This window comes from Pseudomonas sp. LTR0, assembly GCF_036630035.1.
In the GTDB taxonomy this organism is placed as follows: Bacteria; Pseudomonadota; Gammaproteobacteria; order Pseudomonadales; family Pseudomonadaceae; genus Aquipseudomonas; species Aquipseudomonas putida_Y.
Window position 1 is genome coordinate 4,146,262 of sequence record NZ_CP123734.1, and the last position, 23,949, is coordinate 4,170,210.

Here is a 23,949-nt window from a genome sequence, read left to right on the forward strand (position 1 = left end):
GCCTCAACTCACCGCTCGGAGAATAATGCCCGCCTTATGCATTAAGGAGAGATTGCCCCTCATGTGGTTCAAGAACCTGCTGACCTACCGCCTGACCCAGGAAGTTCCGTTCGAGCCTGAAGCGCTGGAAGCCGCCCTGGCCAGCAAGCCGGCCCGCCCCTGCGCCAGCCAGGAGCTGACCACCTATGGTTTCGTCGCGCCGTTCGGCAAAGGCGAAGACGCTCCCCTGGTGCATGTCAGCGGCGAGTACCTGCTGATTGCCGCGCGCAAGGAAGAACGCATCCTGCCGAGCAGCGTGGTCAACGACGCGGTCAAGGAAAAGGTCGAAGAGATCGAGACCGAGCAAATGCGCAAGGTCTATAAAAAGGAGCGCGACCAGATCAAGGACGAAATCATCCAGGCGTTCCTGCCGCGTGCGTTCATCCGCCGCTCGATGATCTTCGCCGCCATTGCCCCGCGCCTGGGCGTGATCCTGGTCAACTCGGCCAGCGCCAAGCGCGCCGAAGACCTGCTGTCGACCCTGCGTGAAGTGATGGGCTCGCTGCCGGTGCGCCCGGCCACGGTGAAGATTGCGCCGGTGGCCACCATGACCGACTGGGTCAAATCGCAGCAAGCCGCCGAAGGCTTCTATGTACTGGACGAGTGCGAACTGCGTGACACCGCCGAAGATGGCGGTATCGTGCGTTGCAAGCGCCAGGACCTGACCGGCGAAGAGATCCAGTTGCACCTTTCCACTGGCAAGGTGGTGACCCAGCTGGCCCTGGCCTGGCAAGACAAGCTGTCGTTCATTCTCGACGACAAGATGGTCATCAAGCGCCTGAAGTTCGAAGAGCTGCTGCAGGAGCAGGCCGAGCAGGACGGTGGCGATGAGGCTGCGCAGCAGTTCGATGCCAGCTTCCAGCTGATGATGATGACCTTTGCCGAATTCCTGCCGGTGCTGTTCGAGGCGCTGGGTGGGGAAGAGATCCCGCAAGGGGTCTGATTGGTATGAAATGCAGGTGCTGGCCTGAATCGTTTTCTGCCAGCACCGGCCTCTTCGCGGGTAAACCCGCGCCTGCAAGTGGTAACCCCTTGCAGGCGCGGTCTTGCCCGCAAGGCCGCAGACAGGCACCATGATGCCCACGGTGAGGACGACCTCACGACGCACCGCGTGACCACTCCGGGGACGGCCCCATCATTCAAACGATGGAGACACACTCATGTCCTGGATCATCCTGTTTTTCGCCGGCCTGTTCGAGGTCGGCTGGGCCGTCGGCCTCAAATACACCGACGGTTTCACTCGACCGCTACCCACTGTCCTTACCGTCGGCGCCATGGTCATCAGCCTGGGCCTGTTGGGCCTGGCCATGAAGGAATTGCCGCTGGGCACCGCCTATGCCATCTGGACCGGCGTAGGCGCAGTCGGTACGGTCATCGCCGGGATCATTCTGTTCGGCGAGTCCATGGCCCTGGTGCGGCTGGTCAGTGTGGCGCTGATCGTCTGCGGCCTTGTCGGCCTGAAAGTCAGCGCCAGCTAATCCCTATCGCAGATGGCCGCGCAGGCGGCTGACCTGTTCACGCAACACTTCAGGCTGCGCCGCCTCCACCGGGACGGCGGCGCCTGCCACGATGGTCACCCGCGACCACAGGCGCTTGAAGAAACCCTTGGCCGGGTCACGGCTGAAGAAGCTTCCCCACAACCCCTGCAAGGCCAGCGGAATCACCGGTACCGGCGTTTCTTCAAGGATGCGGCTGACCCCACCCTTGAAGACATCGATTTCGCCATCGCCCGTCAGCTTGCCTTCCGGGAAAATGCACACCAGCTCGCCATCCGCCAGGTACTCGGCAATGCGCGCGAAGGCCCGCTCGTACGTCGCCTGGTCTTCGTTACGCCCGGCAATCGGGATGGCACCGGCAGTGCGAAACACGAAGTTGAGCACCGGCAGGTTGTAGATCTTGTAGTACATGACAAAGCGGATCGGCCGGCGGATAGCCCCGCCCAGCAGCAACGCATCGACGAACGACACGTGGTTGCACACTAGCAACGCTGCACCCTCGTCGGGGATGCGCTCAAGGTCTCGGTGCTGCACGCGGTACATCGAATGGCTGAGCAGCCAGATCAGGAAGCGCATGGTGAACTCGGGGACGATCCTGAAGATATAGGTGTTGACCGCGATATTGAGCAGCGACACCACCAGGAAGAGCTGCGGGATGCTCAGCTTGGCCACGCCTAGCAGGATGATGGTGAGCACCGCCGACACCACCATGAACAAGGCATTGAGGATGTTGTTGGCCGCGATCACCCTGGCGCGCTCGTCCTCGGCCGTGCGGGCCTGGATCAACGCATACAATGGCACGATGTAGAAGCCGCCGAACACGCCCAGGCCAATGATCGACAGCAAGATCCACCAGGCCTGGCTCATGCCCAGCAATGCCAGCCAGTCGTGCGGCGCTGCTGCAGCCGGCACATCACCGGAGTGCCACCACCACAGCAGGCCGAACAGGGTCAGGCCGAACGAGCCGAACGGCACCAGGCCGATTTCCACCTTACGTCCACTGAGCCGCTCGCACAGCAGTGAGCCCAGGGCGATGCCCACCGAGAACAGTGTCAGCACCAGGGTCACCACCGTGCCGTCACCGTGCAGCCAATCCTTGGCATAGGCCGGGATCTGCGTGAGGTAGATGGCGCCGACAAACCAGAACCACGAGTTGCCGACGATCGAACGCGACACCGCCGGCGGCTGGCCCAGGCCCATGCGCAAGATCACCCACGACTGCTTGAAGATGTTCCAGTCCAGCGGCATTTGCGGCGAGGCGGCAGCAGCCCGGGGGATCCAGCGGCTGGCCAGGTAGCCGAGTACCGCCGTGCCGACCACGCCACCGGCCACCACCGTTGCGTAACTGTCGGCCGACATCATCACCCCGGCGCCGATAGTGCCGGCGAGGATGGCGAGGAAGGTACCGGTTTCCACCAGCCCGTTACCGCCCACCAGCTCTTCCTCGCGCAGGGCCTGCGGCAGGATCGAATACTTCACCGGGCCGAACAGCGCCGAGTGGGTCCCCATACCGAACAGCGCCACCAGCATCAGCGCCAGATGGTTGGTGACAAAGCCCAGCGCACCAATCGCCATGATCACGATTTCGGCCAGCTTGATTGCGCGGATCAGCGCATCCTTGGCGAACTTCTCGCCAAACTGCCCGCCCAGCGCCGAAAACAGGAAAAACGGCAGGATGAACAGCAAGGCACACAGGTTGACCCAGATCGATCGGTCACCATCGCCCAGGCTGAGCTTGAACAAAATCGCCAGGATCAGCGACTGCTTGAACAGGTTGTCGTTGAAGGCACCCAGCGACTGAGTGATGAAAAACGGCAGGAAACGCCGCTTGCCGAGCAAGGTGAATTGCGAAGAGTGACTCATCGTCCTTGGTCCTGAGGGCTTTTCAATTGGAGGCTCGCCAAGCGCGCCGGGCCACAAATCTGCATGGGAAATGCGCTGGCTGGCAAGCACCAGCTCAGGCATGGCCAGGCGAGATTGCTTTCAAGGACCTGCTGGCAGTTGCAGCACTGGCGCTAAGTCACTCGAAGCCAAACAACGCCCGCGCGGTATCCACCAACAGTGCCTGGCGCAACTGCGCTGAACACCCCAAGGCCTCGAACTGTTCGACAGCGGTGCCGAAACTGACCTCCGACTCATGTTGGGTATGCGGCCAGTCACTGCCCCACATCAACCGCTCTGCGCCGTAATGGGCTTCCAGCGCGCACAGCGCCTGACGGGCGAATGCCAGGTTCTGTTCCGGCGAGCCCTGCAGCCGGTAGATGCCGGACACCTTCACCCATACCTTGCCCCGACCGCTCAGGGTGAGCAGTTCGGCAAACCCCGGCTGGCCCAGGCCAAGGCGGGCATCTGGCCGGCCGAAATGGTCAATCACGATGTCCAGGCCATAGGGCTGCAATGCCCGCACCAGCACTGGAATGTCCGCCACCTGACGGTGCAGTTCCACGTGCCACCCCTGCTCGCCGATGTGTTCCAGCAGCGGCCGCCACTGCGCGTCGGTCAGGTCAGGCATATCCTGCCCCATGAGGTTGAGGCGTACACCCCTTACCCCCAACCGGGCCATTTCCGCCAACGTCGCGCGCTCGACATCCCGCTCCAGCATCACCACCCCGCGCAGTTGCCCAGGCACGGTCTGCAAGGCGCTGAGCAAATAGCGGTTGTCGGTACCCAGGAAGCTGGGCTGGACCAGTACGCCATGGCTGAAACCATGAGCCCGCAGCCGGCCCAGGTAGTCGCCCAGCGGCGCATCGTAACTGGGCGCATAACGCCGCTGGCTGGCCAGGTTCAGGCCACGGCTGAACACGTGGGCGTGGCTGTCGATGGCGGTCAGGTGCAAAGCGGGTGCGTGGGGCATGGTTCTCATACAAACACGTTCAGGTTACTTGGCGACGGCACCGGCCGCTTCCGGCGCAGGTGCAGATTCAAGGTTGCGGCCACGGGTTTCGGGCAGGCACAGGGCTGCGATCACCGCAACGCCATACGCGATGCCGGCATCGATGCCGATGGCACTCCCCAGCGACATCGATTCGCTCATGTGCCCGACCAGGAAGGGGAACACGGCCGACAGCACGCGACCGAAGTTGTAGCAAAAGCCCACCCCGGCGCCGCGTACGTCAGCCGGGTACAGTTCATTGAAAAACGCGCCAAGGCTGGCCGGGATGCCGGCGGCGAAAAAGCCCAGCGGGAAGCCGAGGAACAGCATCTGGGTATTGCTCAGCGGGAAGAACACGTAGGCCTGCACGGTCAGTACACAGCACAGGGCGAACAGCAGGATGTTCTTGCGCCTGCCAATACGGTCGATCAGCAGGCCGCTGACCACGCAGCCACACCAGAAGGCCAGGATGATCACCGCCAGGTAACCGCCAGAGTTAAGCACCGAGAGGTTGCGCTCTGTCTTGAGAAAGGTCGGCAACCAGGTCATCACCGCGTGGTAGCCACCGTGGGCACCCAGGCCGAGCAAGCCGCCCAGCAGGGTCACACGCAGCAGTTCCGGGCGGAAGATGCCAGCCATCGACTGCAAGAAGCTGGAGGGGATGGCTTTTTCTTTCTGCAGGCGCTGGAAACTGTCCGGCTCAGGCACGTTGCGGCGTACCCAGATGATCAGCAGCGATGGCAGCAGACCGACGAAGAACATCACCCGCCAGGCAAACTCCTGCGGTACCAGTGAGTAAATCAGCGTAAACAGTGCCACCGCCAGCCCCCACCCCACAGCCCAGGCACTCTGCACCGTACCCATGACTTTGCCGCGATACCTGGGGTTGATGGTTTCGGCCATCAGCACAGCGCCGGCTGCCCATTCGCCACCAATGCCAAAGCCTTGCATGGCCTTGACGAACAGCAACGGGTAGAAACCGGTGACGAATGCCGAAAGGAAGGTAAAGAACGAGAACCAGAGAATCATCCATTGCAGGGTACGCACGCGACCATAGCGGTCGGACAGGGTGCCACCCAGCCAGCCGCCGATTGCCGAGGTCACCAGGGTCAGGCCACTGATCAGGCCGGCGTCGCCCTTGGTCAGGGAGAACGCGGCGATCAGCGCGGGGATGGCCAGGCCGAACATCTGCACTTCCAGCGCATCGAGCGACCAACCGCCGAAACAGGCCCAGAATGTCTTGCGTTCCCGTGAGGTGATCTCGCGATACCAGCTGAACATGATTGTTATCCTTCTAGTCGTGGGTGTGACGGGCAGGCGAAGCCACTGCGCCGTGGCAGCACGGCGCAGACAGGTAAAAGGGTGAAGCGACCGGTTCAGCGAATGTCGATGCGGTAGCGGAAGTGCTGCGCATGGCCGCGCGAGCGGCGCCATTCCAGAGGTTTGCCGGCGTAGTCCCGGGCCAGGCGCTCGATCACTACCACCGGGCTGTCGGCCGGCAGTTGCAGCAAGCGGCCATGCACCGCGTCGACCGCTTCGGCGGTCAGGGTCTCTTCGGCGTAGGCGACCACCTGACCGCACAGCGCTTCGTAGATCGGGTACAGCAGTGGGCCCTTGCTGTTCAAATCCACGTCCAGCAGCGGCTGGAAGGTTTGACGCGGCAGCCAGATCTCTTCAGCCAGCACCGGCTGGGCGCCAAGCAGACGGGTGCGAACGATGCGGATCACATCAGCCTCCCCCGCCAGGCCCAATGCCTCGGCCACCGCCGAAGGCGCCGGAAGCGGCTCGATAGAGAGAATGCGGCTTTCCGGCACCACGCGCTCGCCATTGGCGGCTTCGAAACGGAAGAAGCGGAACAGCGACGACTGGAACTGCGGGCGGCGAATGAAGGTGCCGCGACCCTGCTGACGCTCCAGCACGCCTTCGGCTACCAGCACATCGACAGCCTTGCGCACGGTGCCGATCGACAGGTCGAACTCGGTGGCCAAGGCTGCTTCGGTCGGGATCGCTTCCCCCGGACGCCAGCGGTTGTTGGCAATTTGCGCGACCATGTGGTCGCGCAGTTGTTGGTAGCGGGGCAGTCGAGCATCACCGGTCAATGGGTGCATGGGTCTCGCTCTCGTCTTGTTATATAAACATATATATGAATTTTTCACGAGTATTCCCCCAGCCTGTCGGGCTGTCAATCCTCCGCTCGTCGCCCTTTTGCTTGTGACGCGGCCTTGTGTCGCGGAGGGCTGTGAAGCGGCCGGAGAATTCCCGCATTCACTCGAATGTTGTCGGTGCTGCTGCAAGGGCCGCTTGTGGCTTATGCTTGTGCCCGGCAAACCCGCATAACAAGGACGTGGCAATGCTCGCCGCCATAAAACGCTACCCGCACACCGTTCGCCTGCTGCTCACCACCACCTTCACGCTTACCATCGCCCGCGCCATCACCCTGCCCTACCTGGTGGTTTACCTGGCAGACAATTTCCAGCTGCCGATCAGCCAGATCGGCCTGCTGATCGGTGGCGCGCTGATCGTCGCCTCGCTATTGAGTCTGTACGGTGGCCATCTGGTCGACACCTTGAGCAACCATGCGCTGGTCAGCATCAGTACCCTGCTGTTCGCCCTGGCCTTCGTCGGCGCGGTCGCCAGCCGTTCGGCACTGCCGTTCTTCTTTTGTCTGGTGTTGATCAACCTGGCCCTGGCAGTGGTCGACATCGCCGCCAAGGCGGGCTTCTGCGCGTTACTGCCAGTGAATGAGCGGGCCGAGGTTTTCGCCATCAAGTACACCCTCAGCAACGTTGGCTACGCCGCCGGCCCGTTGCTGGGCGTGGCCATGCTTGAACTGAACGACCATGTGCCGTTCCTCGCCTCTGCCCTGCTTGGCCTGGCCATGTGCCTGGCTTATTGGCGCCTGGGTGATCGCAGCCTGCAGGCCAGCGCGCCGGACAAACCTGCGGCCGGCTTCGGCCAAGTGGCGCTGGGGCTGGCGCGGGATCGTCGGCTGGTGTGCTTTACCGCGGGAGGGGTGCTGAGCGCGGTGGTGTTCGGCCAGTTCACCGCCTACCTGTCCCAGTACCTGGTGGTAACCAGCAACCCCACCGCAGCCGCACGGCTGATCGGCTATCTGGTCACCACCAACGCCGTGACGGTCATTGCCTTGCAGTATCTGATTGGCCGGCGTATCAGCCGCCAGCGCCTGATGCCGTGGCTGTTGGCCGGCATGGGCCTGTTTATCGCCGGCTTGCTGGGTTTTGCACTGGCTGGCTCGGTGCTGGCCTGGTGCCTGGCGATGCTGGTGTTCACGCTGGGTGAAATCATCGTGATCCCGGCCGAGTACATGTTCATCGACCTGATTGCACCGGAGCACTTGCGCGGGGTGTATTACGGCGCACAGAACCTGTCCAATCTGGGGGCGGCGCTGGGGCCAGTGATGGTGGGGTTTGCACTGGCACACCTGTGGCCAGGGGCGGTCTTCTACCTGCTGGTGTTGTCGGTGATACTGGCAGGGGTGTTTTACGGGTTGGGTACCCGCACGGTTTGATGTTGCCTGTTCCTGCCTATTCGCGGGTGAACCCGCTCCTACAACCATCGTCTGCGCTGACGAAGCGGCACTTGCGTGCCAGACTGATTGATCGGGACCGCGTTACCTTTTTGCTTCGGAGTCTTCATGTCGTTGTCCAGCGGGCTGATCGCCGTGGTCGCCCTGGCCTATATGGCCATCATGTTCGCCATCGCCTTCTACGGCGACCGTCGCAGCACGCCCTTGCCGCCAAAGCTGCGCGCCTGGGTGTACAGCCTGTCGCTGGCCGTGTACTGCACCAGTTGGACCTTCTTCGGCGCGGTGGGCCAGGCCGCCGAACAGCTTTGGGCGTTCCTGCCAATCTACCTGGGCCCGGTATTGCTGCTGATCTTCGCGCCTTGGGTGCTGCAGAAGATGGTGCTGATCAGCAAGCAGCAGAACATCACCTCGATCGCCGACTTCATTGCCGCGCGCTACGGCAAGTCGCAGACCCTGGCAGTGGTGGTGGCGCTGATCTGCCTGGTCGGCGTGCTGCCGTACATCGCCTTGCAGCTCAAGGGCATCGTACTGGGCGTGAACCTGCTGATCGGCGCCAACGCCGATGCCACCGGCACCCGCGTGCAGGACACCGCGCTGGTGATATCGCTGGTACTGGCGCTGTTCGCCATCGTCTTCGGTACCCGCAGCCTGGATGTGACCGAGCACCACCGCGGCATGGTCCTGGCGATCGCCTTCGAATCAATGATCAAGCTGCTGGCGTTCCTTGCCGTGGGCATCTTCATCGTTTTCAACCTGTATGACGGTTTCGACGACCTGTTCAGCCAGGCCCGCCAGTCGATCCACTTGCAGGACTATTGGAAAGAAACCATCAATTGGCCGTCCATGGTGGTGCAAACCGCCGTGGCGATGATGGCAATCATCTGTCTGCCCCGGCAGTTCCACGTTACCGTGGTGGAGAACATCGAGCCGCAGGACTTGCGCCTGGCGCGCTGGGTATTCCCCATGTACCTGGCATTGGCCGCGCTGTTCGTGGTGCCGATTGCCCTGGCCGGGCAGATGCTGCTGCCAGGCACGGTGATCTCCGACTCGTTCGTCATCAGCCTGCCGCTGGCAGAGGCGCACCCGAGCCTTGCCCTGCTGGCGTTCATCGGCGGCGCCTCGGCGGCTACCGGCATGGTGATCGTCGAGGCCGTGGCGCTGTCGACCATGGTGTCCAACGACATGCTGCTGCCCTGGCTGCTGCGCCGCAATAACGCCGAGCGGCCTTTCGAAGCATTCCGCCACTGGATGCTTTCGGTACGCCGGGTAACCATCGTGGTGATCCTGCTGCTGGCCTATGTCAGCTACCGCCTGCTGGGTTCCACCGCCAGCCTGGCGACCATCGGCCAGATCGCCTTTGCCGCCGTGACCCAGCTCACCCCGGCCATGCTTGGCGCGCTGTACTGGAAGCAGGCCAACCGTCGCGGTGTGTTCGCCGGCCTGGCCGCCGGCATTTTCCTGTGGTTCTACACCTTGGTGCTGCCGATTGCCGCGCACAGCCTGGGCTGGTCGTTGCAGTTGTTCCCTGGCCTTGCGTGGCTGCATGGCAACCCGCTGAACCTGCCGATCAGTCCGCTGACCCAAGGTGTGGTGCTGTCACTGGCAGGTAACTTCACCCTGTTCGCCTGGGTTTCGGTGCTGTCGCGCACACGGGTTTCCGAGCACTGGCAGGCCGGCCGCTTCATTGGCCAGCAGACCAGCGCGCGGCCCAGCAGCAAGCCGCTGCTGGCGGTGCAGATCGACGACCTGTTGACCCTGGCCTCGCGCTTTGTCGGAGAAGAGCGCGCACGGCAGAGCTTCATCCGCTTTGCCTACCGCCAGGGCAAGGGCTTCAACCCGAATCAGAACGCCGATGGCGACTGGATCGAGCACACCGAACGCCTGCTGGCCGGGGTGCTCGGCACCTCCTCGACCCGCGCCGTGGTCAAAGCGGCCATCGAAGGCCGCGACATGCAGCTGGAAGACGTGGTGCGCATCGCTGACGAAGCCAGTGAGGTGCTGCAGTTCAACCGCGCCCTGCTGCAAGGCGCCATCGAAAACATCAACCAAGGCATCAGCGTGGTCGACCAGAACCTGCACCTGGTGGCATGGAACCGCCGCTACCTGGAGCTGTTCAACTACCCGGACGGGCTGATCAGCGTAGGGCGACCGATTGCCGACATCATCCGCTACAACGCCGAGCGCGGCCTGTGCGGCCCCGGCGAAGCGCAGGTGCATGTGGCGCGGCGGCTACACTGGATGCGCCAGGGCCGCGCGCACTCCTCAGAGCGGCTGTTCCCCAATGGCCGGGTGATAGAGCTGATCGGCAACCCCATGCCGGGCGGCGGCTTTGTCATGAGCTTCACCGACATCACCCCGTTCCGCGAGGCCGAGCAGGCCCTGCGCGATGCCAACGAACGCCTTGAGCAACGCGTGGCGGAGCGCACCCACGAACTGTCGCAGTTGAACCAGGCGCTGTCCGAAGCCAAAAGCCAGGCCGAAGCGGTGAGCAAGTCCAAGACCCGCTTCCTGGCCGCCGTCAGCCATGACCTGATGCAACCCTTGAACGCCGCACGGCTTTTCTCTGCCGCCTTGTCGCAACAGGCCGAGGGCATGAACGAAGAGGCCCAGCAGCTGGTACAGCACATGGACAGCTCGCTGCGCTCGGCTGAAGAGCTGATCAGCGACCTGCTGGACATCTCGCGCCTGGAAAACGGCAAGATCACCCCGGATGCCAAACCCTTCGCCCTCAATGAGCTGTTCGACACCTTGGGCGCCGAGTTCAAGCTGCTGGCGGCCGAGAAGGGCCTGGAGTTCCGCCTGCGCGGCAGCCGCCTGCGGGTGGACAGCGACATGAAACTGCTACGCCGGGTGCTGCAGAACTTCCTCACCAATGCCCTGCGCTATGGCAAGAGCCCGATCCTGCTGGGCGCGCGCCGACAGGGCGAGCGCCTGTGGCTGGAGGTCTGGGACCGTGGCCCGGGCATTGCTGACGACAAGCTGCAAGTGATCTTTCAGGAGTTCAAGCGCCTGGACAGCCACCAGACCCGCGCCGAGAAGGGGCTAGGCCTAGGCCTGGCAATCGCAGACGGGCTGTGCCGGGTATTGGGGCATCCGCTGGAAGTGCGCTCATGGCCGGGCAAAGGCACGGTGTTCCGCGTCAGCGTACCGATTGCGCGCCAGGCCGCCGCGGCGCCAAGCGCCCCCGTGGAACAACAGGGCGGCCAGCCACTGGCCGGGCTACAAGTGCTATGCGTGGACAACGAAGACAGCATCCTGATCGGCATGAACAGCCTGCTAAGCCGCTGGGGTTGCCAGGTTTGGACCGCGCGCAACCAGGCCGAATGCGAAGCCCTGCTGGCCAAGGGCATGCGCCCGCACCTGGCATTGGTGGACTATCACCTGGACGACGGCGAGACCGGCACAGGGCTGATGGGCTGGCTTCGAGCACGGCTGGGTGAGCCGGTACCCGGTGTAGTGATCAGCGCCGACGGCAGCAAGGAAACCATTGCCCTGGTACATGCATCAGGGCTGGACTACCTGGCCAAGCCGGTCAAGCCGGCGGCCTTGCGCGCCCTGCTCAATCGCCATCTGAGCCTGGCTCAGTAACCGCTACGTCGGGCAGCGCTTCATCGGACAGCGCCCGCTCCAGCAGGTCTGCCGGCAAGCTCTTGCTGGCGCGGGCCCCCAGCAGCTTCAGTTGCTCGCTGCGGCTGACCAGGTTGCCACGCCCTTCGCACAGCTTGTTGCGCGCTGCGGCATAAGCCTTGTCCACCTGCTGCAGGCGGCTGCCCAGCTCGTCCAGGTCCTGGATGAACAGCACGAATTTGTCGTAGAGCCAGCCGGCACGCTCGGCAATCTCGCGGGCGTTCTGTCCTTGACGTTCCTGCTTCCACAGGCTGTCGATGACCCGCAAGGTCGCCAGCAACGTGGTAGGGCTGACAATCACGATCTGCCGGTCAAAGGCCTCCTGGAACAGGTTCGGTTCGGCCTGCAGGGCCGCCGAGAAGGCCGCCTCGATGGGCACGAACAACAACACGAAATCCAGGCTGTGCAGGCCTTCGAGGCGGCTGTAGTCCTTGCTCGACAGGCCTTTGACGTGGCTGCGCAGCGACTGCACATGCTGCTTGAGCGCGGCTTCGTCGTTGCCGGCAACGAACTGCTGGTACGCCGTGAGGCTGACCTTGGCGTCCACCACCACCTGCTTGTTGCCGGGCAGCATGATCAGCACATCCGGCTGGAAGCGCTCGCCGTCGGCGCTTTTCAGGCTGACCTGGGTCTGGTATTCGCGGCCCTTTTCCAGGCCGGCATGCTCCAGCACACGTTCGAGGATCAGCTCCCCCCAGTTACCCTGGGTCTTCTGGCCTTTCAAGGCCTGGGTAAGGTTGGTGGCTTCGTCGGACAGACGCAGGTTGAGCTGTTGCAGGCGCTCCAGCTCCTTGCCCAGCGAGAAGCGCTCGCGGGCCTCTTGTTGGTAGCTTTCCTCCACGCGTTTTTCGAAGGCATGGATACGCTCCTTGAGCGGGTCGAGCAACTGGCCCAGGTGCTGCTGGCTGGTCTGGGCGAAGCGCTGTTCACGTTCGTCGAAGATTTTGGTGGCCATGTCGGCGAACTGGGCGCGCAAGGTGTCACGGGCCTCCTGCAGGTCTTCCAGACGTTGCTGGTGGCTCTCCTGCTGTTCACGCAGTTCTGCGTCCAGGCGCGCCGTTTGCGCCTCCAGGCGGCGCAGTTCGGCTTCGCGGTTGGCGCGCTCAAGGCTCCAGGCGTGGGCGGCGTCACGGGCATTGTCGCGGTCGATCTGCAGCAACTCCAGCTCACGGCCTTGGGCGGCCAGCTGGGCCTGTTTGACGGCATTGGCTTCACTGAGGTCGCTGACCTCGTCGCGACTGGCATCCAGTTGCGCCTGCAGACCGGCCTGGGCCAGCTGGGCAGCGTTGAGGCGCTCTTCGAGCAAGGCCTGCTCACCTTGCCGTGCGCCCTGGCGGCGCTGCACCTGCATGACCCACACCAGACAGGGTATTGCGCCTGCCACCAAGCCCAGCAGAATGCTGGCCAGATCCACTGTCATGCTTACCCCGAACGCTCTGATGCAAATTGAGTGCAGCTTATCAGCCTGACTGGTGTGTTGCCTGCATCGGCCTCTTCGCGGGCAAGCCCGCTCCCACAGGTGGAAGCAACTGTCTTGCTCAAAATCTGAAAAGCCTGCGCGGTCGCCTGTAGATGGGTTTACCCGCGAAAGGACCGGGCCTGCTGGCCAATTATCACCCGCCGTCCACCTTTGCTGCTGCTACCGTATTCGCGGGTAAACCCGCTTCTGCAAGTGCCGCGCAAGCCTGAAGACAGAGGTAATCTGGTGGGAGCGGGCTTGCCCGCGAAAGGGCCCGCGCAGGCAACAGCGCTCAGGCAGCAAACCACTGTCGCAGCAACCGGCGCGCTTCCTGCGACCCCTGCCCTGCGGCAAGCTCGAGCCAATAGCGCGCCTGCTCCGGCTCGTTGTGCTGACACAGCCGAGCGTACTCCAGCTGCGCCCGCCGATCCCCTGCGCGGGCTGCCTGACGCAGCAGCTCATGGCCAATACGGCGGTCGCGGGCGTTGCCACAATCGCGGCACAACATCTGCCCCAGTCGGCTTTGCGCCACTACCACCCCCTCGCGCGCCGGCTGCTTCAAAAGGTGCCCGGCCAGGTGCTTGACCTGAGGTTTGTCGCCCAGGCGCGGGCTGTCGAGCAACCACAGGGCCACTTTCAGGGAAAAGCGTTTAGCGGGAGGTGCAAGTGTCGATGCAGTGGGGCTGGCGAGGTGTTTACCGCGAAACTTCATGAGCAACAGGTTTGGTGACTCGAAAGGCGCGCCACTCTACTCTTTTTTTTTCGCCTTGGCCTGTCGATTTCTGGCGGATTGAAAAAAAATTCAATGATCTTTTCTTGACGTTTTCAGGTGGATGACCAACCGGTCTGCTGGAGCATGACGATTGTCGGACAGTTCATCCCATTGCTGGCACGCCCGTGCTAGAGCAAGCGCTCGGGACAATCCACAGTTCCTGTGGATAACTCGGTGGACAACCCCCTCTCACACCCCTCAAACCCCCATGAATTGGGGGCTTTGGTCAAACTGACGATTTTTTCACCAGCTAAAAATAGTGTTTTTTTTCATTGACTTAACCACGCAGTCAAGGCATTGGCGAGGCTGCGGGATGGTGTTGCCAAGCCGTTACAAGCGCTGCCCCGAATGTGAACAAGTGCACCATAAACCTCCATTTGGGTGCCCGAAAAGGGCACATCGGCCGGCATTTGGGCCATTTACCCCCTCTTCCCAGCAGCGAGAATTCGCGCCATACTGCGCGGCTCACCTGAACAAACGTAGTGCTTGCTAAACATCTGCACTTCCGGTAAGGTGCCCCTCGTTAGTACCAAGCTGAAAGTCAATTCTGGCCGCAAGCGTCCTTGCAGACTCGCTCCCCCAAAAGCAGCTCTGCTGAAACCAGGACCGGCCCATTCAATGGTTCACTCGCCAGCCTTGCGCTGCGCAAGCACGAATCACATGACAGATTGATCAGGATCCCACCTCGACGGCCTAGAACCTTGGCCCCGGCGTGCTGCCTGCCTTCCGAAGTACCTACCAGTCAGCCCAAGCGCCTACATTTGATTGCGCCCCCTCTGGCTGCCCTGTTCCAGTCAGGTTCGTTCGTCCCTTAATAAAGGCGTCACTGGAACGTTTCTATCATGCACGGATCATATCCCCCGTGTTTAAAGCAGGAACCTCCAACAATATGCAAACTCATCATCAGATTCAGGCTGCCATTGGCACCCTCTCCCAGGCCTTCTCGCCGTTGAAGTGCCTTATCGTTGCCCCACGCAAGGGCAGCTTCAGCTTCACCCTGGTAGACGAACACGGCGTTGCCTGCCATACCGAACGCCTGTACCACGAGCAATACAGCCGCAACGAACCGCTGCAGGCGGTGATCGCCCGGACTCGTCAGTCGCTCACCGCGTGACCGGCGAATACCGGTGTATTCAAGCGCTGAATCATCCCATCGCAAGTCTGCCTGAACGCTCGCGGCATAATTGCCGTAGGGCATATAGCCCGGAGCATCAGGCAGCAATCGATTTAAAAACAGCTCTTTACACCACGATTATCACACTACACTTCAACTCGAGCGGTGCTTTCCGCTCCCGGCGGGCCTGATCATTCACCAGCTGCCAAGCTCCAGCGCCCGTCCGGCCCTTACCTGCTCGAGGGCATCATGGGTATTGCGGCGAATGAATTGTGTCAGTATGTGATCCGACCCACCTTGGTCTACCTGAACCGTCACTGCGCCAGCGCCGAAGCCTTGTTACTGGGCATCGCTGCCAGCCAGTCAGCCCTCGGCTCAGCCCTGCATGACCGACGCGGCCATGGTCTTTACCGTATCGGTGAACAGCGTCACCAGGCGCTCTGGGACGATTACCTGGCCCGTGACCCCGACCTGGCCAGCCTGGTCCGCGGCCTGGCCAGCCAGCACGCCTTCCTTGGTGGCCCGCACCTGGAGCTCACCGTCAACCTGCGCTATTCCACCGCCATTGCCTGGATGCTCATCGAAGAGCAGGCCACACCATTGCCTGCGGCGGACGATCTATTGGCACTGGCGCGGATCTGGCGACAGATTTTCAACCCCCAAGGTCGCCTGCGCGACTTCACCCACGCCTGGCAGGCCTGCATAAATCAGAAAATGCCACAGGCATCTTGAGACGCGTCCTACAACTAAACCGGAAAAAAGGGAATTTTGGTCGGATTGTCCTACAAAACAGCTCTAACTCCTGCGATTGAGCCTATAGCGCAGCGCGTGATTTGTTGGTAGCTTTTCGCCCCGGAGATCCCAAGGAGTTTTCTAATAATGAAAAAAGTAATGCTCAAAACCTCCCTCGGCGTAGCTGTTGCGCTTGCTTCCAGCCAACTGTTCGCCGCCGGGTTCGCGCTGAACGAACAAAGTATCAGCGGCATGGGAACCGGTTTCGCGGGGCGCTCGTCTTCTGCCGAAGATGCCAGCACTGTGTATGGCAACCCGGCCGGCATGTCCCGCCTCAAACGCGAACAATTCACCGTGGGCGGCGCTGCCGTCATCGCCAAGACCGATATATCGGGCCCAGGCAGCAACTTCGGGGGGGAAACCGATGGTGACATGGTGCCTGTCGTTGGCGTACCCATGGGTTACTACGTCAAGCCGATCGATGACCACTGGAGCGTCGGTTTTGGTGTCTACGTACCGTTCGGCCTGGTAACCGACTACGGCAGCGACGATGCCGCGCGCTACTGGGGCAAGAAGAGTAAGGTCGAGGTTGTCACCTTCCAGCCAACCGTCAGCTACGCCTTCAACGACAAGGTGTCGATCGGTTTTGGCCCGACCATCAACCGCATCAAGGGTGAACTGGGTTCGAACCTGAGCAGCAAGGCCCTTCTGGGGCCCAATGGCCCTGATGGCGAGACCAAGATCAAGGGAGACGACACCGCGATCGGTTACAACATCGGCGTCCTGGTACAAGCTACGGACCGAACCCGTCTGGGCCTGACCTATCACTCGATGGTCGACTACAAGCTTGAAGGCAATACCCGCGTTTCCTACCCGATTCCACAGCTTGGCCTGAACGGCAAGTTCGACGCCAGCCTGAAAATCAAGACACCAGAGTCAGTGGACTTCTCGGTCACTCATGAACTGGATGACCACTGGACACTGTATGCGGGTAGCACCTGGACGCGCTGGAGCCGCCTGGAAAGCATCGTCGTCGAGAACGAAGCTCCGGCAGGCTACCCGCTGAAGACCATCACCGAAGAGCAGAACTGGCACGACACCTGGGCTCACGCCATTGGTGCATCCTACAAGGTGAACAAGGAGTGGACCCTGCGCGCAGGCTTCTCCGTCGACCAGTCGCCTACCAACAACCATGATCGCTCGCCACGTATTCCGACTGGCGATCGTAAAGCGGTCAGCTTTGGTGCCGGTTGGAGCCCGAACGATGACATGACCATTGATGTTGCCTACTCGTATCTGTGGGAAGAAGACACCAAGGTCAACAACCTGCCAAGCTCACAACAACAAGGGCTGTTGAAAGGCAGCTACCAGGCCAAGTACGAGAACAGCGCTCACGGCATCGGTGCTTCCCTCACCTACCGCTTCTGATTCTTGCGCGTTACATGAAAACCGCCTTCGTGGCGGTTTTTTTCATGCCTGCACTTGCCAGCTGTCGCCCGGGCACTACCCAGGCACCCAATGCCAGGTTCGACGCACGATGCCATCTAGCTCAGGGCATCGATATCGTGCGGATCAATACACTGCCGAATGCCGCTTCGAAGCACAGGCCGTCCAGCTGGCGATGCCGGTGCAGTCCGGTTACTGCTGAGAGGCGATGGCCTTTTCGATAGCGGCGCGGAACGCGGGATCATCCGGTTTGGTCAGGCTGGAGAAGTTACCGATCACCTTGCCCTTGCGGTCGACAACATACTTGTAGAAATTCCACTTCGGTGCACTGCTCTGGCTGGCCAGCTCCGCGAACAGCGGTATCGCATCCTTGCCCCGCACCGCCTGCGTCTTGGTCATGGTGAAGGTGACACCGTAGTTGGCATAGCAAACCTTGGCCGTCTTCTCACTGTCGGCGTCCTCCTGCTTGAAGTCATTGGAAGGCACGCCGAGCATTTCCAGCCCTTGCTCGTGATATTCCTTGTACGTCGCCTCAAGCCCCTCGAACTGCGGGGCAAAACCGCAATAACTGGCAGTGTTCACTACCACGAGCGGCTTGCCGGCAAAGCGCTCGCACAGCTCGACCTGCCCCTTGCCGCGCAATTCCGGCAGGCTGCCCTGCAACAACGCCGGGCAATCCGCTGCCCAGCTCGATGTACTGGCAAGCAGGGCCAGCACCGGCACCGTCAACCAATGTGCACGCATGACTCGTTTCTCCCGCATGACAATCCTTGAGCTTGCAGGGTAGCGCCTAACACACACTCATGCCCAGTTGCATCAGCGCCATCCCACCCTGATGCCAGCCCCACCACACCAGTGCCAGCAGCAGCAAAGCGGCAATAGCCAACAGGCCGCGTATCAGGTAGCGGTTCATGCAGCCTGGGCCTGCAGGCGTGAGACCGGGCGTTCACGCACCGGCCAGTTAAGGGCAGCAGCCAGCAAGCTGAGCAGGATGGAAATCTGCCAAACCAGGTCGTAGCTACCGGTGCGGTCATACACCACCCCTCCCAGCCAGCCTCCCAGGAACGCGCCCAACTGATGGAACAGGAACACGATACCGCCCAGCATGGACAGGTTGCGCACCCCGAACACGGTGGCCACGGTACCATTGGTCAACGGTACCGTGGACAACCACAACAGGCCCATGGCAATGCCGAACAGGTAAGCACTGAACTCGCTCACCGGCGCCCACAGAAACAGCACGATCACCACCGCACGCAGCAGGTACAACCCGGTCAGCAGGCGTGGCTTGGACATGCGCCCGCCCAACCAGCCAGCGGTGAAGGTACCGACGATGTTGAACAGGCCGACCAGCGCCAGCACTGTTGTACCGGTGGTCGCAGCCAGGTGCTGGTCAACCAGATAGGCCGGCAGGTGCACGCCAATGAATACGACCTGGAAGCCACAGACAAAAAAGCCCAGCGCCAGCAACCAGAAACCGGAGTGCGTGCACGCCTCGCGCAGCGCCTGGCCCAGGGTCTGCTCGGCACCGTGACTGGGTAACGGGCGATCGCGCAGCAAGCCGACGAAAGGCACGATGAACGCCACCATCAGCCCCAGCACCAGCAACGCTGCCGACCAGCCCAGCCACTGAATCAGGCCAAGGGTGCCCGGCAACATGGCGAACTGGCCGAATGACCCGGCGGCGCTGGCGATCCCCATGGCCATGCTGCGTTTTTCGGCCGGCACAGCACGCCCGACCACACCGAGGATGACCGAGAACGACGTGCCGGACAGGCCGATGCCGATCAGCAAGCCCGCACTCAGCGACAACGACCAGGCCGAATCAGCCATGCCCATCAGGATCAAGCCGACGGCATAGAGGATACCGCCGATGATGACCACCCGTGCCGCGCCAAGCCGGTCGGCCAAGGCGCCAGCGAACGGCTGCGCCAACCCCCAGATCAAGTTCTGCAGGGCAATGGCGAAGGCAAACACCTCACGCCCCCAGCCAAAGTCAGCACTCATCGGCGCCAGGAACAGACCGAAGCCGTGCCTTACGCCCAGAGACAGCGCCAGTATCAAGGCCGCCCCCACCAATACCCATCCGCTGGTTCGCCACACCGAAGTCATTGTCGTTATCTCCAGCTCATCGCAAGGTTTTGCGGGTATATACCCGCTTATAGTCGTATCGATTCAGGCCAGTTGTTTCAACAGTCGCACCAGCTCATCCCGCTGCCCCACTCCGAGCCGTTCAACCAGCTCTTTCTGCGCCTGCTCCCAAGCTGGGTGGGCAACGTGCAACAGTTGCTTACCCGCGGCGGTCAACAGCACCACGCGGTTACGCTGGTCGTCACCATCGCCCAGTGCTACCAGCCCATCCGCCTCCAGCACACGCAGATTACGGCCCAGGGTACTGCGCTCGAGTCCCATGGCTTCGGCCAGGACCGTGATGCTGGGCCGGTCGAGCCGCTGCAGGTGCCGCAGCAGGGAAAACTGGGCGACATTGACCCCAAAGCCGGCCAGGGCTTCGTCGTAATGCCGGCTCACCCCGCGGGCGGCACGACGCAGATGGGTACAGATACATTCACTGGTCAGCATGGATACGTGTATATACCCGCATACTGACTGTTGCAAGAAGTTTCACAAGGGATGAGAAGCGTCAGTCCGGGTTCAAGCGCCTGCGGATCGGCTCGAACTCAACCGTGGCCTTGCGCGCCAAGGGATCTGGCGCGCCCTGCTCGATCGCCTGCCAGTAGCGCCACGGCACCTTCGCAGTGCCCAGTTCGTAGTCCATGCCATCCCAGTTGTCTTCACGGAAGCTATAGAACGCCCAGTGCAACCGGTTGCGATCCAGCACGACGAGCACATCTTCAAGATACTGCCGGCAACCCGGCAGCCTGCGCATGCAGCCAAACTCGCCCACCACCAGGCGAGAAAGCGGCACACCCATGGCTTCGGCCCATGCCAGCGGCTGGCGCAGATAGCGTTCCACTCGTTGCCCATCCCACAGCTGGATCTGCCCGGCAAAAGGTACGGGACCTGGATAGGCAATGGGATGTTTGCGCGCCATGTTCGGCGCACTGGTAGCGGCATAGGGCTCGTACATGTGCACGCTGTACAGCACTCGCGCATCTTCCAGCGGGGCTGGCCAGTAGCCGAACGCGTCTGCACCTGCATACCAGCCGGCATCGACCATGATCGGCGTATCAGCGTCTTCTTCGCGAATGGCCGCTATCAGTTGCCGGTACAGCAAGGGCAGATCGCGCGCACCGCCCTGCTCTTGCACATACCACTGCTGCATCTGCCTGCGTTCGGCATGTTCAGCCAGGCCGCTCTGTTTCTCCGGTGCTGGCTCGTTGATCAGGTTGTAGGCAGCGATGGCCGGATGGTGCTTCAGTTCGCGCGCCATATCTCGCCAGAAGGCCGCAGCCTGGGACCAGTAGCGTTTGTCTTGCCACAGGCGATCATCGAACTGGCCCTGATTGTTTTGCGCCCAGCGCATACCCGGTAGCGAGAGTGGCGCGATGACCACCTTGAGCCCTGCCTGGTGCGCCCGGTCGAGGGTGGCACGCAGCACAGCCAGGTCGGCCTCGGGCAGGCCTTCATAGGTATCGGCGCTGCCGAGGAGGAAATCACGTCTCACCGGTTGCCATTTGTCGTACGACAGCCGCACCCAGGTGGCGCCGTACCCCCTCAGGGCATCGAAGTAGGCTTGATCGGGCGGCAGCCGGTTGAAGCTGTTGCCGCCGTGGCGTGGGGTGTCCCAGAACGCCATGAGATCTGCAGCAGTGGCTGGGAGGGTGGACAGGACCAATAGACTGGCAAAGATCCAGTGATGCACGGGAAGCCTACCTGGTTGCGCGAGGGGAGGCTGAGGATACGCCGACAAAGGAGATGCCGGCGCTATCGGACCGTTGCCGGAAGTTACTGCCCCTTCCACCTATGAGGCCTTTCGCGAAAGCACTGCAAAACAGCCCCGGAAGGGCCGTCCGGCCAAACGCTCAAAGCCCCAGCGCCAACCCGAGCACAACGGCCAGCTCCAGCAACTCCAGCAACGCGCCTGCGGTATCCCCGGTGGTCCCGCCCAGGCGCCGGCACATCAGATGCCGCAACCAGGCAAACACCGCCAGCGCCAGCAGCACGCTCCATCCGCCCAGGAACAGGCAGAACACCACACAAACCAGCAACACCCTCCCGGCTGCACGCCGGGGCAAATATTCGGCCAACGCCTGGCCCAACCCGCCCGGTCGCACATAAGGTGTGCCAAGGAACAGGCCCAACATCGCCGCCCGCCCGATCAACGGCGCCAGCAGCAATTGCGCCCCGACGCCCTGCCCGACCAGCACCCACAATGCGCAGAACTTCAGCAACAACACCAAGACCAGGGTGACCACGGCTATCGGCCCACTGCGCGGGTCTTTCATGATCCGCAAAGTGCGTTCACGGTCGCCGAAACCACCTAGCCAGGCGTCGGCACTGTCCGCCAGGCCATCCAGGTGCAAGGCACCACTGAGCAGTACCCACAACGTCAGCAGCAAAGCCGCGTGCAGCGGCGGCGGCGTGCCCTGTAGCAGATGACTGGCCAACCACAGCAGCAAGCCGAACAGCAGCCCGACCAGCGGGTAGTACAGCAGCGAACGCCCCACCTCACGCGGTGCCGGCATGCCCGGCAGACTCACCGGCAGGCTGCTGAGAAACTGCAAGGCGATCCAGAACGGCAACATCTCAGGGCGCCTCGACCAGTTGCCCGTCGTCACCTGCCGCCAGCCGCATCAATGCGCCATGGCCAACCTCGACCTGCAGCAACTGCTCCCTGGGCAAGCCACGGGCACGGGCCAGTAACAGCCGCATCACGCCGCCATGGGTCACCAGCAGCACGCGCTTGCCGGCATGCTGAAGGCGCAAACGCTCGACCGCCGCCAGCACCCGTTCGGCGAACGCCTCGACCGGTTCGCCATTGGGCGGTGTGAAGGCGTAAGGGTCGGCCCAGAAACGCCCCAGTGCATCGGCCTGGTGCTCCATGATCTGCGCCGCAGTTTGGCCCTCCCAATCACCGAAGTGCAGTTCCTGCAGGGCGGGCTCACGCTGCACTGGCAGTTTCAATTGCGCACCCAGCTCATCGGCAAAACGCCCGCAGCGCTGCAGCGGCGAGCTGACCAGCACCTGCCATGGACCGGCGTCGGCCACGGCGCGGCGCATCTGCAGCCAGCCCTTGTCGGTCAAGGCATCATCAAGGCTGCCACGCAGGCCGCCCTGTTCCGTTTCACCATGGCGCAGCAAGTCGAGGATCATGCCGGGCGGTCCGCCACCGCGGCCTCGGCAAAGGTCGCCATCTGCCCATGCAGCGCACAGGCCAGGCGCAACAGCGGCACCGCCAGGGCAGCGCCACTGCCCTCACCCAGTCGCAAGCCCAAGGCCAGCAAGGGTTCGGCCTGCAGCGCAGCAAGCAAGCCCTTGTGCCCAGGCTCAGCCCCCTGGTGAGCGAACAACAACCAGGCCCGACACTGCGGGTTGAGGCGCACTGCCACGAGCGCAGCGACACTGCAGATAAAGCCATCCACCAGCACCGCGACACCCGCCTGCGCGCAACCGAGGTAGGCACCGGCCAACGCCGCGATCTCAAAACCGCCAACACAGCCCAGTACCTGCAACGGGTCTTCAGCACGCAGGCCATGCAGGCGCAGTGCCCTCTCGATGACTTCGGCCTTGTGCTGCACCCCGGCGTTGTCCAGGCCGGTACCCGGACCGCTCAGCGCCGACGCCGGGCACCCTAGCAGAACACTGGCCAAGGCTGCGGCGGCGGTGGTGTTACCAATGCCCATCTCGCCACCGATGAACAGCTGCGCGCCCTGTTCGGCAGCGCGCTGGGCACTGTCGCGGCCGGCCTGCAAGGCCGCTTGCAGCTGGTTTTCGCTCATCGCGGGTTGACGGGCAAAGTTGGCAGTACCGGCGCCCAGACGCAGATGGCGCACGCCGGGCAGCTCCAACTGCGCGTCAATGGTGCCCAGGTCGACCACGTCCAGGCTGGCCTGCAGTTGCCGCGCCAGCACACTGATCGCCGCGCCCCCGCCGACGAAGTTACGCAGCATCTGCCCGGTCACCGCCTGCGGGTAGGCCGAGATGCCCTCCTCGACCACGCCGTGGTCGCCTGCAAAAATGGTGATAGCTACCTGATCCAGTGCTGGTCGTTCAAGGCCCTGAAGGCCAGCCAGCTGAATGGCCAGCTCTTCAAGTTGGCCGAGCGAGCCAGCAGGTTTGGTCAGTTGCTGCTGACGGGCGCGGGCCTGGTCCATGGCGGCGTTGTCGAGGGGTTGGCAGGCGTCACGCCACCAGGCTTGGGTCATAGTGCAGGTCCTTTGAGAATTAGGGGCAGGCCGGCCACGGTCAGCACGACACGCTGACAGCGTTCGGCCACAGCCTGGTGCAGCCAGCCGGCCAGGTCGACATAGCGCCGGGTCAGCTCGCCCATGGGCACCACGCCCAGGCCGGTTTCGTTACTGACCAGGATAAGGGTGCCAGGTAACTGTTCCAGGCACGCCAACAGGGCATCACGCTCCTCGGCCAGGCGCTGGTCATCTTCGAGCATCAACAAATTGGTCAGCCACAGGGTCAGACAATCCACCAGCAGGCAGCGCCCTTCGGCCGCCTCGGCGCGCAGTACCGCAGCCAGGGCCAAGGGCTCTTCGATCAACCCCCAGTCATCCGGCCGACGCTGGCGATGCAGCAACACGCGTTCGTTCATTTCACCATCCAGCGGCTGGCTGGTGGCGATGTAGGTCACCGGCAAGCCGCTGGCACTGGCCAACTGTTCAGCCAGGCGGCTTTTGCCAGACCGGGCACCACCGAGGATCAGGTTACGCATA

22 protein-coding genes are annotated in these 23,949 nt (G+C 62.6%); 7 read left to right on the forward strand and 15 right to left on the reverse strand.

All coding sequences use genetic code 11. The features are described 5' to 3' along the window. Window positions 1-61: 61 nt before the first annotated feature. Both rdgC and sugE read left to right on the forward strand, forming a co-directional pair. Window positions 62-982, forward strand: a complete 921-nt coding sequence (gene rdgC, locus QCL51_RS19010) for a recombination-associated protein RdgC (RefSeq protein WP_003252510.1) — start codon at window positions 62-64, stop codon at window positions 980-982. 217 nt (window positions 983-1,199) lie between these two features. Beyond that, window positions 1,200-1,517 carry a quaternary ammonium compound efflux SMR transporter SugE gene (sugE, locus tag QCL51_RS19015; protein ID WP_010952753.1) on the forward strand — a complete coding sequence of 106 codons (318 nt, stop codon included), beginning with the start codon at window positions 1,200-1,202 and terminating at the stop codon, window positions 1,515-1,517. Window positions 1,518-1,520: 3 nt separating this feature from the next. On the opposite strand, the gene QCL51_RS19020 is transcribed toward sugE, so the two are convergent. From QCL51_RS19020 to QCL51_RS19035, 4 genes are all read right to left on the reverse strand, one after another. Next, entirely contained in the window at window positions 1,521-3,398 is a 1,878-nt protein-coding gene (locus QCL51_RS19020) for an MFS transporter (RefSeq protein ID WP_028698006.1), read from the reverse strand. Window positions 3,399-3,555: 157 nt separating this feature from the next. Further along, window positions 3,556-4,389, reverse strand: a complete 834-nt coding sequence (locus QCL51_RS19025; protein ID WP_103443850.1) for an amidohydrolase family protein — start codon at window positions 4,387-4,389, stop codon at window positions 3,556-3,558. A gap of 24 nt (window positions 4,390-4,413) precedes the next feature. Further along, window positions 4,414-5,688: an MFS transporter gene (locus tag QCL51_RS19030; RefSeq protein WP_021782503.1), complete on the reverse strand. Its 1,275-nt coding sequence runs from the start codon at window positions 5,686-5,688 to the stop codon at window positions 4,414-4,416. A gap of 95 nt (window positions 5,689-5,783) precedes the next feature. Next, window positions 5,784-6,515, reverse strand: coding sequence for a GntR family transcriptional regulator (locus QCL51_RS19035; RefSeq protein ID WP_028698008.1), 732 nt, complete (start codon window positions 6,513-6,515; stop codon window positions 5,784-5,786). Between the two features lie 242 nt (window positions 6,516-6,757). Here QCL51_RS19035 and QCL51_RS19040 point away from each other — a divergent pair, with 242 nt between their 5' ends. Both QCL51_RS19040 and QCL51_RS19045 read left to right on the forward strand, forming a co-directional pair. After that, window positions 6,758-7,936, forward strand: coding sequence for an MFS transporter (locus tag QCL51_RS19040; RefSeq protein WP_028698009.1), 1,179 nt, complete (start codon window positions 6,758-6,760; stop codon window positions 7,934-7,936). 126 nt (window positions 7,937-8,062) lie between these two features. Beyond that, window positions 8,063-11,542, forward strand: a complete 3,480-nt coding sequence (locus QCL51_RS19045) for a PAS domain-containing hybrid sensor histidine kinase/response regulator (RefSeq protein ID WP_021782506.1) — start codon at window positions 8,063-8,065, stop codon at window positions 11,540-11,542. Here QCL51_RS19045 and rmuC read toward each other — a convergent pair. Continuing rightward, complete coding sequence (gene rmuC / locus QCL51_RS19050; RefSeq protein WP_162149588.1) at window positions 11,514-12,887, reverse strand: DNA recombination protein RmuC; 1,374 nt, start codon at window positions 12,885-12,887, stop codon at window positions 11,514-11,516. The two genes, QCL51_RS19045 and rmuC, sit on opposite strands and share 29 nt — an antisense overlap. Window positions 12,888-13,332: 445 nt before the next feature. Beyond that, window positions 13,333-13,752: a sel1 repeat family protein gene (locus tag QCL51_RS19055; RefSeq protein ID WP_028698010.1), complete on the reverse strand. Its 420-nt coding sequence runs from the start codon at window positions 13,750-13,752 to the stop codon at window positions 13,333-13,335. 949 nt (window positions 13,753-14,701) lie between these two features. Between QCL51_RS19055 and QCL51_RS19060 the strand changes: the two genes are divergently transcribed. The 3 genes from QCL51_RS19060 (at window position 14,702) to QCL51_RS19070 (ending at window position 17,086) form a co-directional block, all read left to right on the forward strand. Then, complete coding sequence (locus QCL51_RS19060; protein WP_016501083.1) at window positions 14,702-14,926, forward strand: hypothetical protein; 225 nt, start codon at window positions 14,702-14,704, stop codon at window positions 14,924-14,926. A gap of 249 nt (window positions 14,927-15,175) precedes the next feature. Then, the gene (locus QCL51_RS19065; protein WP_021782509.1) at window positions 15,176-15,658 is read left to right on the forward strand and encodes a hypothetical protein; all 483 of its coding nucleotides are present in this window, start codon (window positions 15,176-15,178) and stop codon (window positions 15,656-15,658) included. Window positions 15,659-15,805: 147 nt separating this feature from the next. Continuing rightward, a complete protein-coding gene (locus QCL51_RS19070; RefSeq protein ID WP_021782510.1) occupies window positions 15,806-17,086 on the forward strand; it encodes an outer membrane protein transport protein in 1,281 nt (426 codons plus the stop codon). Window positions 17,087-17,296: 210 nt separating this feature from the next. Here the strand turns inward: QCL51_RS19070 and QCL51_RS19075 are convergent, their stop codons facing one another. The 9 genes from QCL51_RS19075 to cobU form a co-directional block, all read right to left on the reverse strand. Then, window positions 17,297-17,848 carry a glutathione peroxidase gene (locus QCL51_RS19075; RefSeq protein WP_014592086.1) on the reverse strand — a complete coding sequence of 184 codons (552 nt, stop codon included), beginning with the start codon at window positions 17,846-17,848 and terminating at the stop codon, window positions 17,297-17,299. Window positions 17,849-17,894: 46 nt separating this feature from the next. Further along, complete coding sequence (locus QCL51_RS19080) at window positions 17,895-18,017, reverse strand: hypothetical protein (protein WP_010952738.1); 123 nt, start codon at window positions 18,015-18,017, stop codon at window positions 17,895-17,897. Beyond that, window positions 18,014-19,207, reverse strand: a complete 1,194-nt coding sequence (locus QCL51_RS19085) for an MFS transporter (protein WP_338444897.1) — start codon at window positions 19,205-19,207, stop codon at window positions 18,014-18,016. Before QCL51_RS19085 ends, QCL51_RS19080 begins: the two co-directional genes overlap by 4 nt. A 72-nt stretch (window positions 19,208-19,279) precedes the next feature. Continuing rightward, a complete protein-coding gene (locus QCL51_RS19090) occupies window positions 19,280-19,684 on the reverse strand; it encodes a MarR family winged helix-turn-helix transcriptional regulator (RefSeq protein ID WP_084850372.1) in 405 nt (134 codons plus the stop codon). 61 nt (window positions 19,685-19,745) lie between these two features. Then, window positions 19,746-20,861, reverse strand: coding sequence for a cellulase family glycosylhydrolase (locus tag QCL51_RS19095; protein ID WP_319298472.1), 1,116 nt, complete (start codon window positions 20,859-20,861; stop codon window positions 19,746-19,748). A 226-nt stretch (window positions 20,862-21,087) separates the two neighbouring features. Then, window positions 21,088-21,810 (reverse strand): adenosylcobinamide-GDP ribazoletransferase, encoded by a 723-nt coding sequence (locus tag QCL51_RS19100; protein WP_338444026.1) that lies wholly within the window; start codon window positions 21,808-21,810, stop codon window positions 21,088-21,090. Window position 21,811: 1 nt separating this feature from the next. Beyond that, window positions 21,812-22,378: an alpha-ribazole phosphatase family protein gene (gene cobC / locus QCL51_RS19105; RefSeq protein WP_021782514.1), complete on the reverse strand. Its 567-nt coding sequence runs from the start codon at window positions 22,376-22,378 to the stop codon at window positions 21,812-21,814. Further along, window positions 22,375-23,430: a nicotinate-nucleotide--dimethylbenzimidazole phosphoribosyltransferase gene (cobT, locus tag QCL51_RS19110; protein ID WP_101196193.1), complete on the reverse strand. Its 1,056-nt coding sequence runs from the start codon at window positions 23,428-23,430 to the stop codon at window positions 22,375-22,377. The genes cobC and cobT overlap by 4 nt, the downstream gene beginning before the upstream one ends. Beyond that, a complete protein-coding gene (cobU, locus tag QCL51_RS19115; RefSeq protein WP_003252463.1) occupies window positions 23,427-23,948 on the reverse strand; it encodes a bifunctional adenosylcobinamide kinase/adenosylcobinamide-phosphate guanylyltransferase in 522 nt (173 codons plus the stop codon). The genes cobT and cobU overlap by 4 nt, the downstream gene beginning before the upstream one ends. Window position 23,949: the final 1 nt, after the last annotated feature.

Bases quoted from the DNA above. Each gene is read 5' to 3' on its own strand.
- QCL51_RS19090 (WP_084850372.1), bottom strand. From the start codon at position 19,684: ATGCTGACCAGTGAATGTATCTGTACCCATCTGCGTCGTGCCGCCCGC.
- QCL51_RS19030 (WP_021782503.1), bottom strand. From the start codon at position 5,688: ATGTTCAGCTGGTATCGCGAGATCACCTCACGGGAACGCAAGACATTC.
- QCL51_RS19075 (WP_014592086.1), bottom strand. From the start codon at position 17,848: ATGCGTGCACATTGGTTGACGGTGCCGGTGCTGGCCCTGCTTGCCAGT.
- sugE (WP_010952753.1), top strand. From the start codon at position 1,200: ATGTCCTGGATCATCCTGTTTTTCGCCGGCCTGTTCGAGGTCGGCTGG.
- QCL51_RS19065 (WP_021782509.1), top strand. From the start codon at position 15,176: ATGGGTATTGCGGCGAATGAATTGTGTCAGTATGTGATCCGACCCACC.
- QCL51_RS19045 (WP_021782506.1), top strand. From the start codon at position 8,063: ATGTCGTTGTCCAGCGGGCTGATCGCCGTGGTCGCCCTGGCCTATATG.
- QCL51_RS19055 (WP_028698010.1), bottom strand. From the start codon at position 13,752: ATGAAGTTTCGCGGTAAACACCTCGCCAGCCCCACTGCATCGACACTT.
- cobU (WP_003252463.1), bottom strand. From the start codon at position 23,948: ATGCGTAACCTGATCCTCGGTGGTGCCCGGTCTGGCAAAAGCCGCCTG.
- cobT (WP_101196193.1), bottom strand. From the start codon at position 23,430: ATGACCCAAGCCTGGTGGCGTGACGCCTGCCAACCCCTCGACAACGCC.
- QCL51_RS19040 (WP_028698009.1), top strand. From the start codon at position 6,758: ATGCTCGCCGCCATAAAACGCTACCCGCACACCGTTCGCCTGCTGCTC.
- QCL51_RS19095 (WP_319298472.1), bottom strand. From the start codon at position 20,861: ATGGCGTTCTGGGACACCCCACGCCACGGCGGCAACAGCTTCAACCGG.
- rdgC (WP_003252510.1), top strand. From the start codon at position 62: ATGTGGTTCAAGAACCTGCTGACCTACCGCCTGACCCAGGAAGTTCCG.
- QCL51_RS19035 (WP_028698008.1), bottom strand. From the start codon at position 6,515: ATGCACCCATTGACCGGTGATGCTCGACTGCCCCGCTACCAACAACTG.
- cobC (WP_021782514.1), bottom strand. From the start codon at position 22,378: ATGATCCTCGACTTGCTGCGCCATGGTGAAACGGAACAGGGCGGCCTG.
- QCL51_RS19020 (WP_028698006.1), bottom strand. From the start codon at position 3,398: ATGAGTCACTCTTCGCAATTCACCTTGCTCGGCAAGCGGCGTTTCCTG.
- QCL51_RS19080 (WP_010952738.1), bottom strand. From the start codon at position 18,017: ATGAACCGCTACCTGATACGCGGCCTGTTGGCTATTGCCGCTTTGCTG.
- QCL51_RS19060 (WP_016501083.1), top strand. From the start codon at position 14,702: ATGCAAACTCATCATCAGATTCAGGCTGCCATTGGCACCCTCTCCCAG.
- QCL51_RS19025 (WP_103443850.1), bottom strand. From the start codon at position 4,389: ATGCCCCACGCACCCGCTTTGCACCTGACCGCCATCGACAGCCACGCC.
- QCL51_RS19100 (WP_338444026.1), bottom strand. From the start codon at position 21,810: ATGTTGCCGTTCTGGATCGCCTTGCAGTTTCTCAGCAGCCTGCCGGTG.
- QCL51_RS19070 (WP_021782510.1), top strand. From the start codon at position 15,806: ATGAAAAAAGTAATGCTCAAAACCTCCCTCGGCGTAGCTGTTGCGCTT.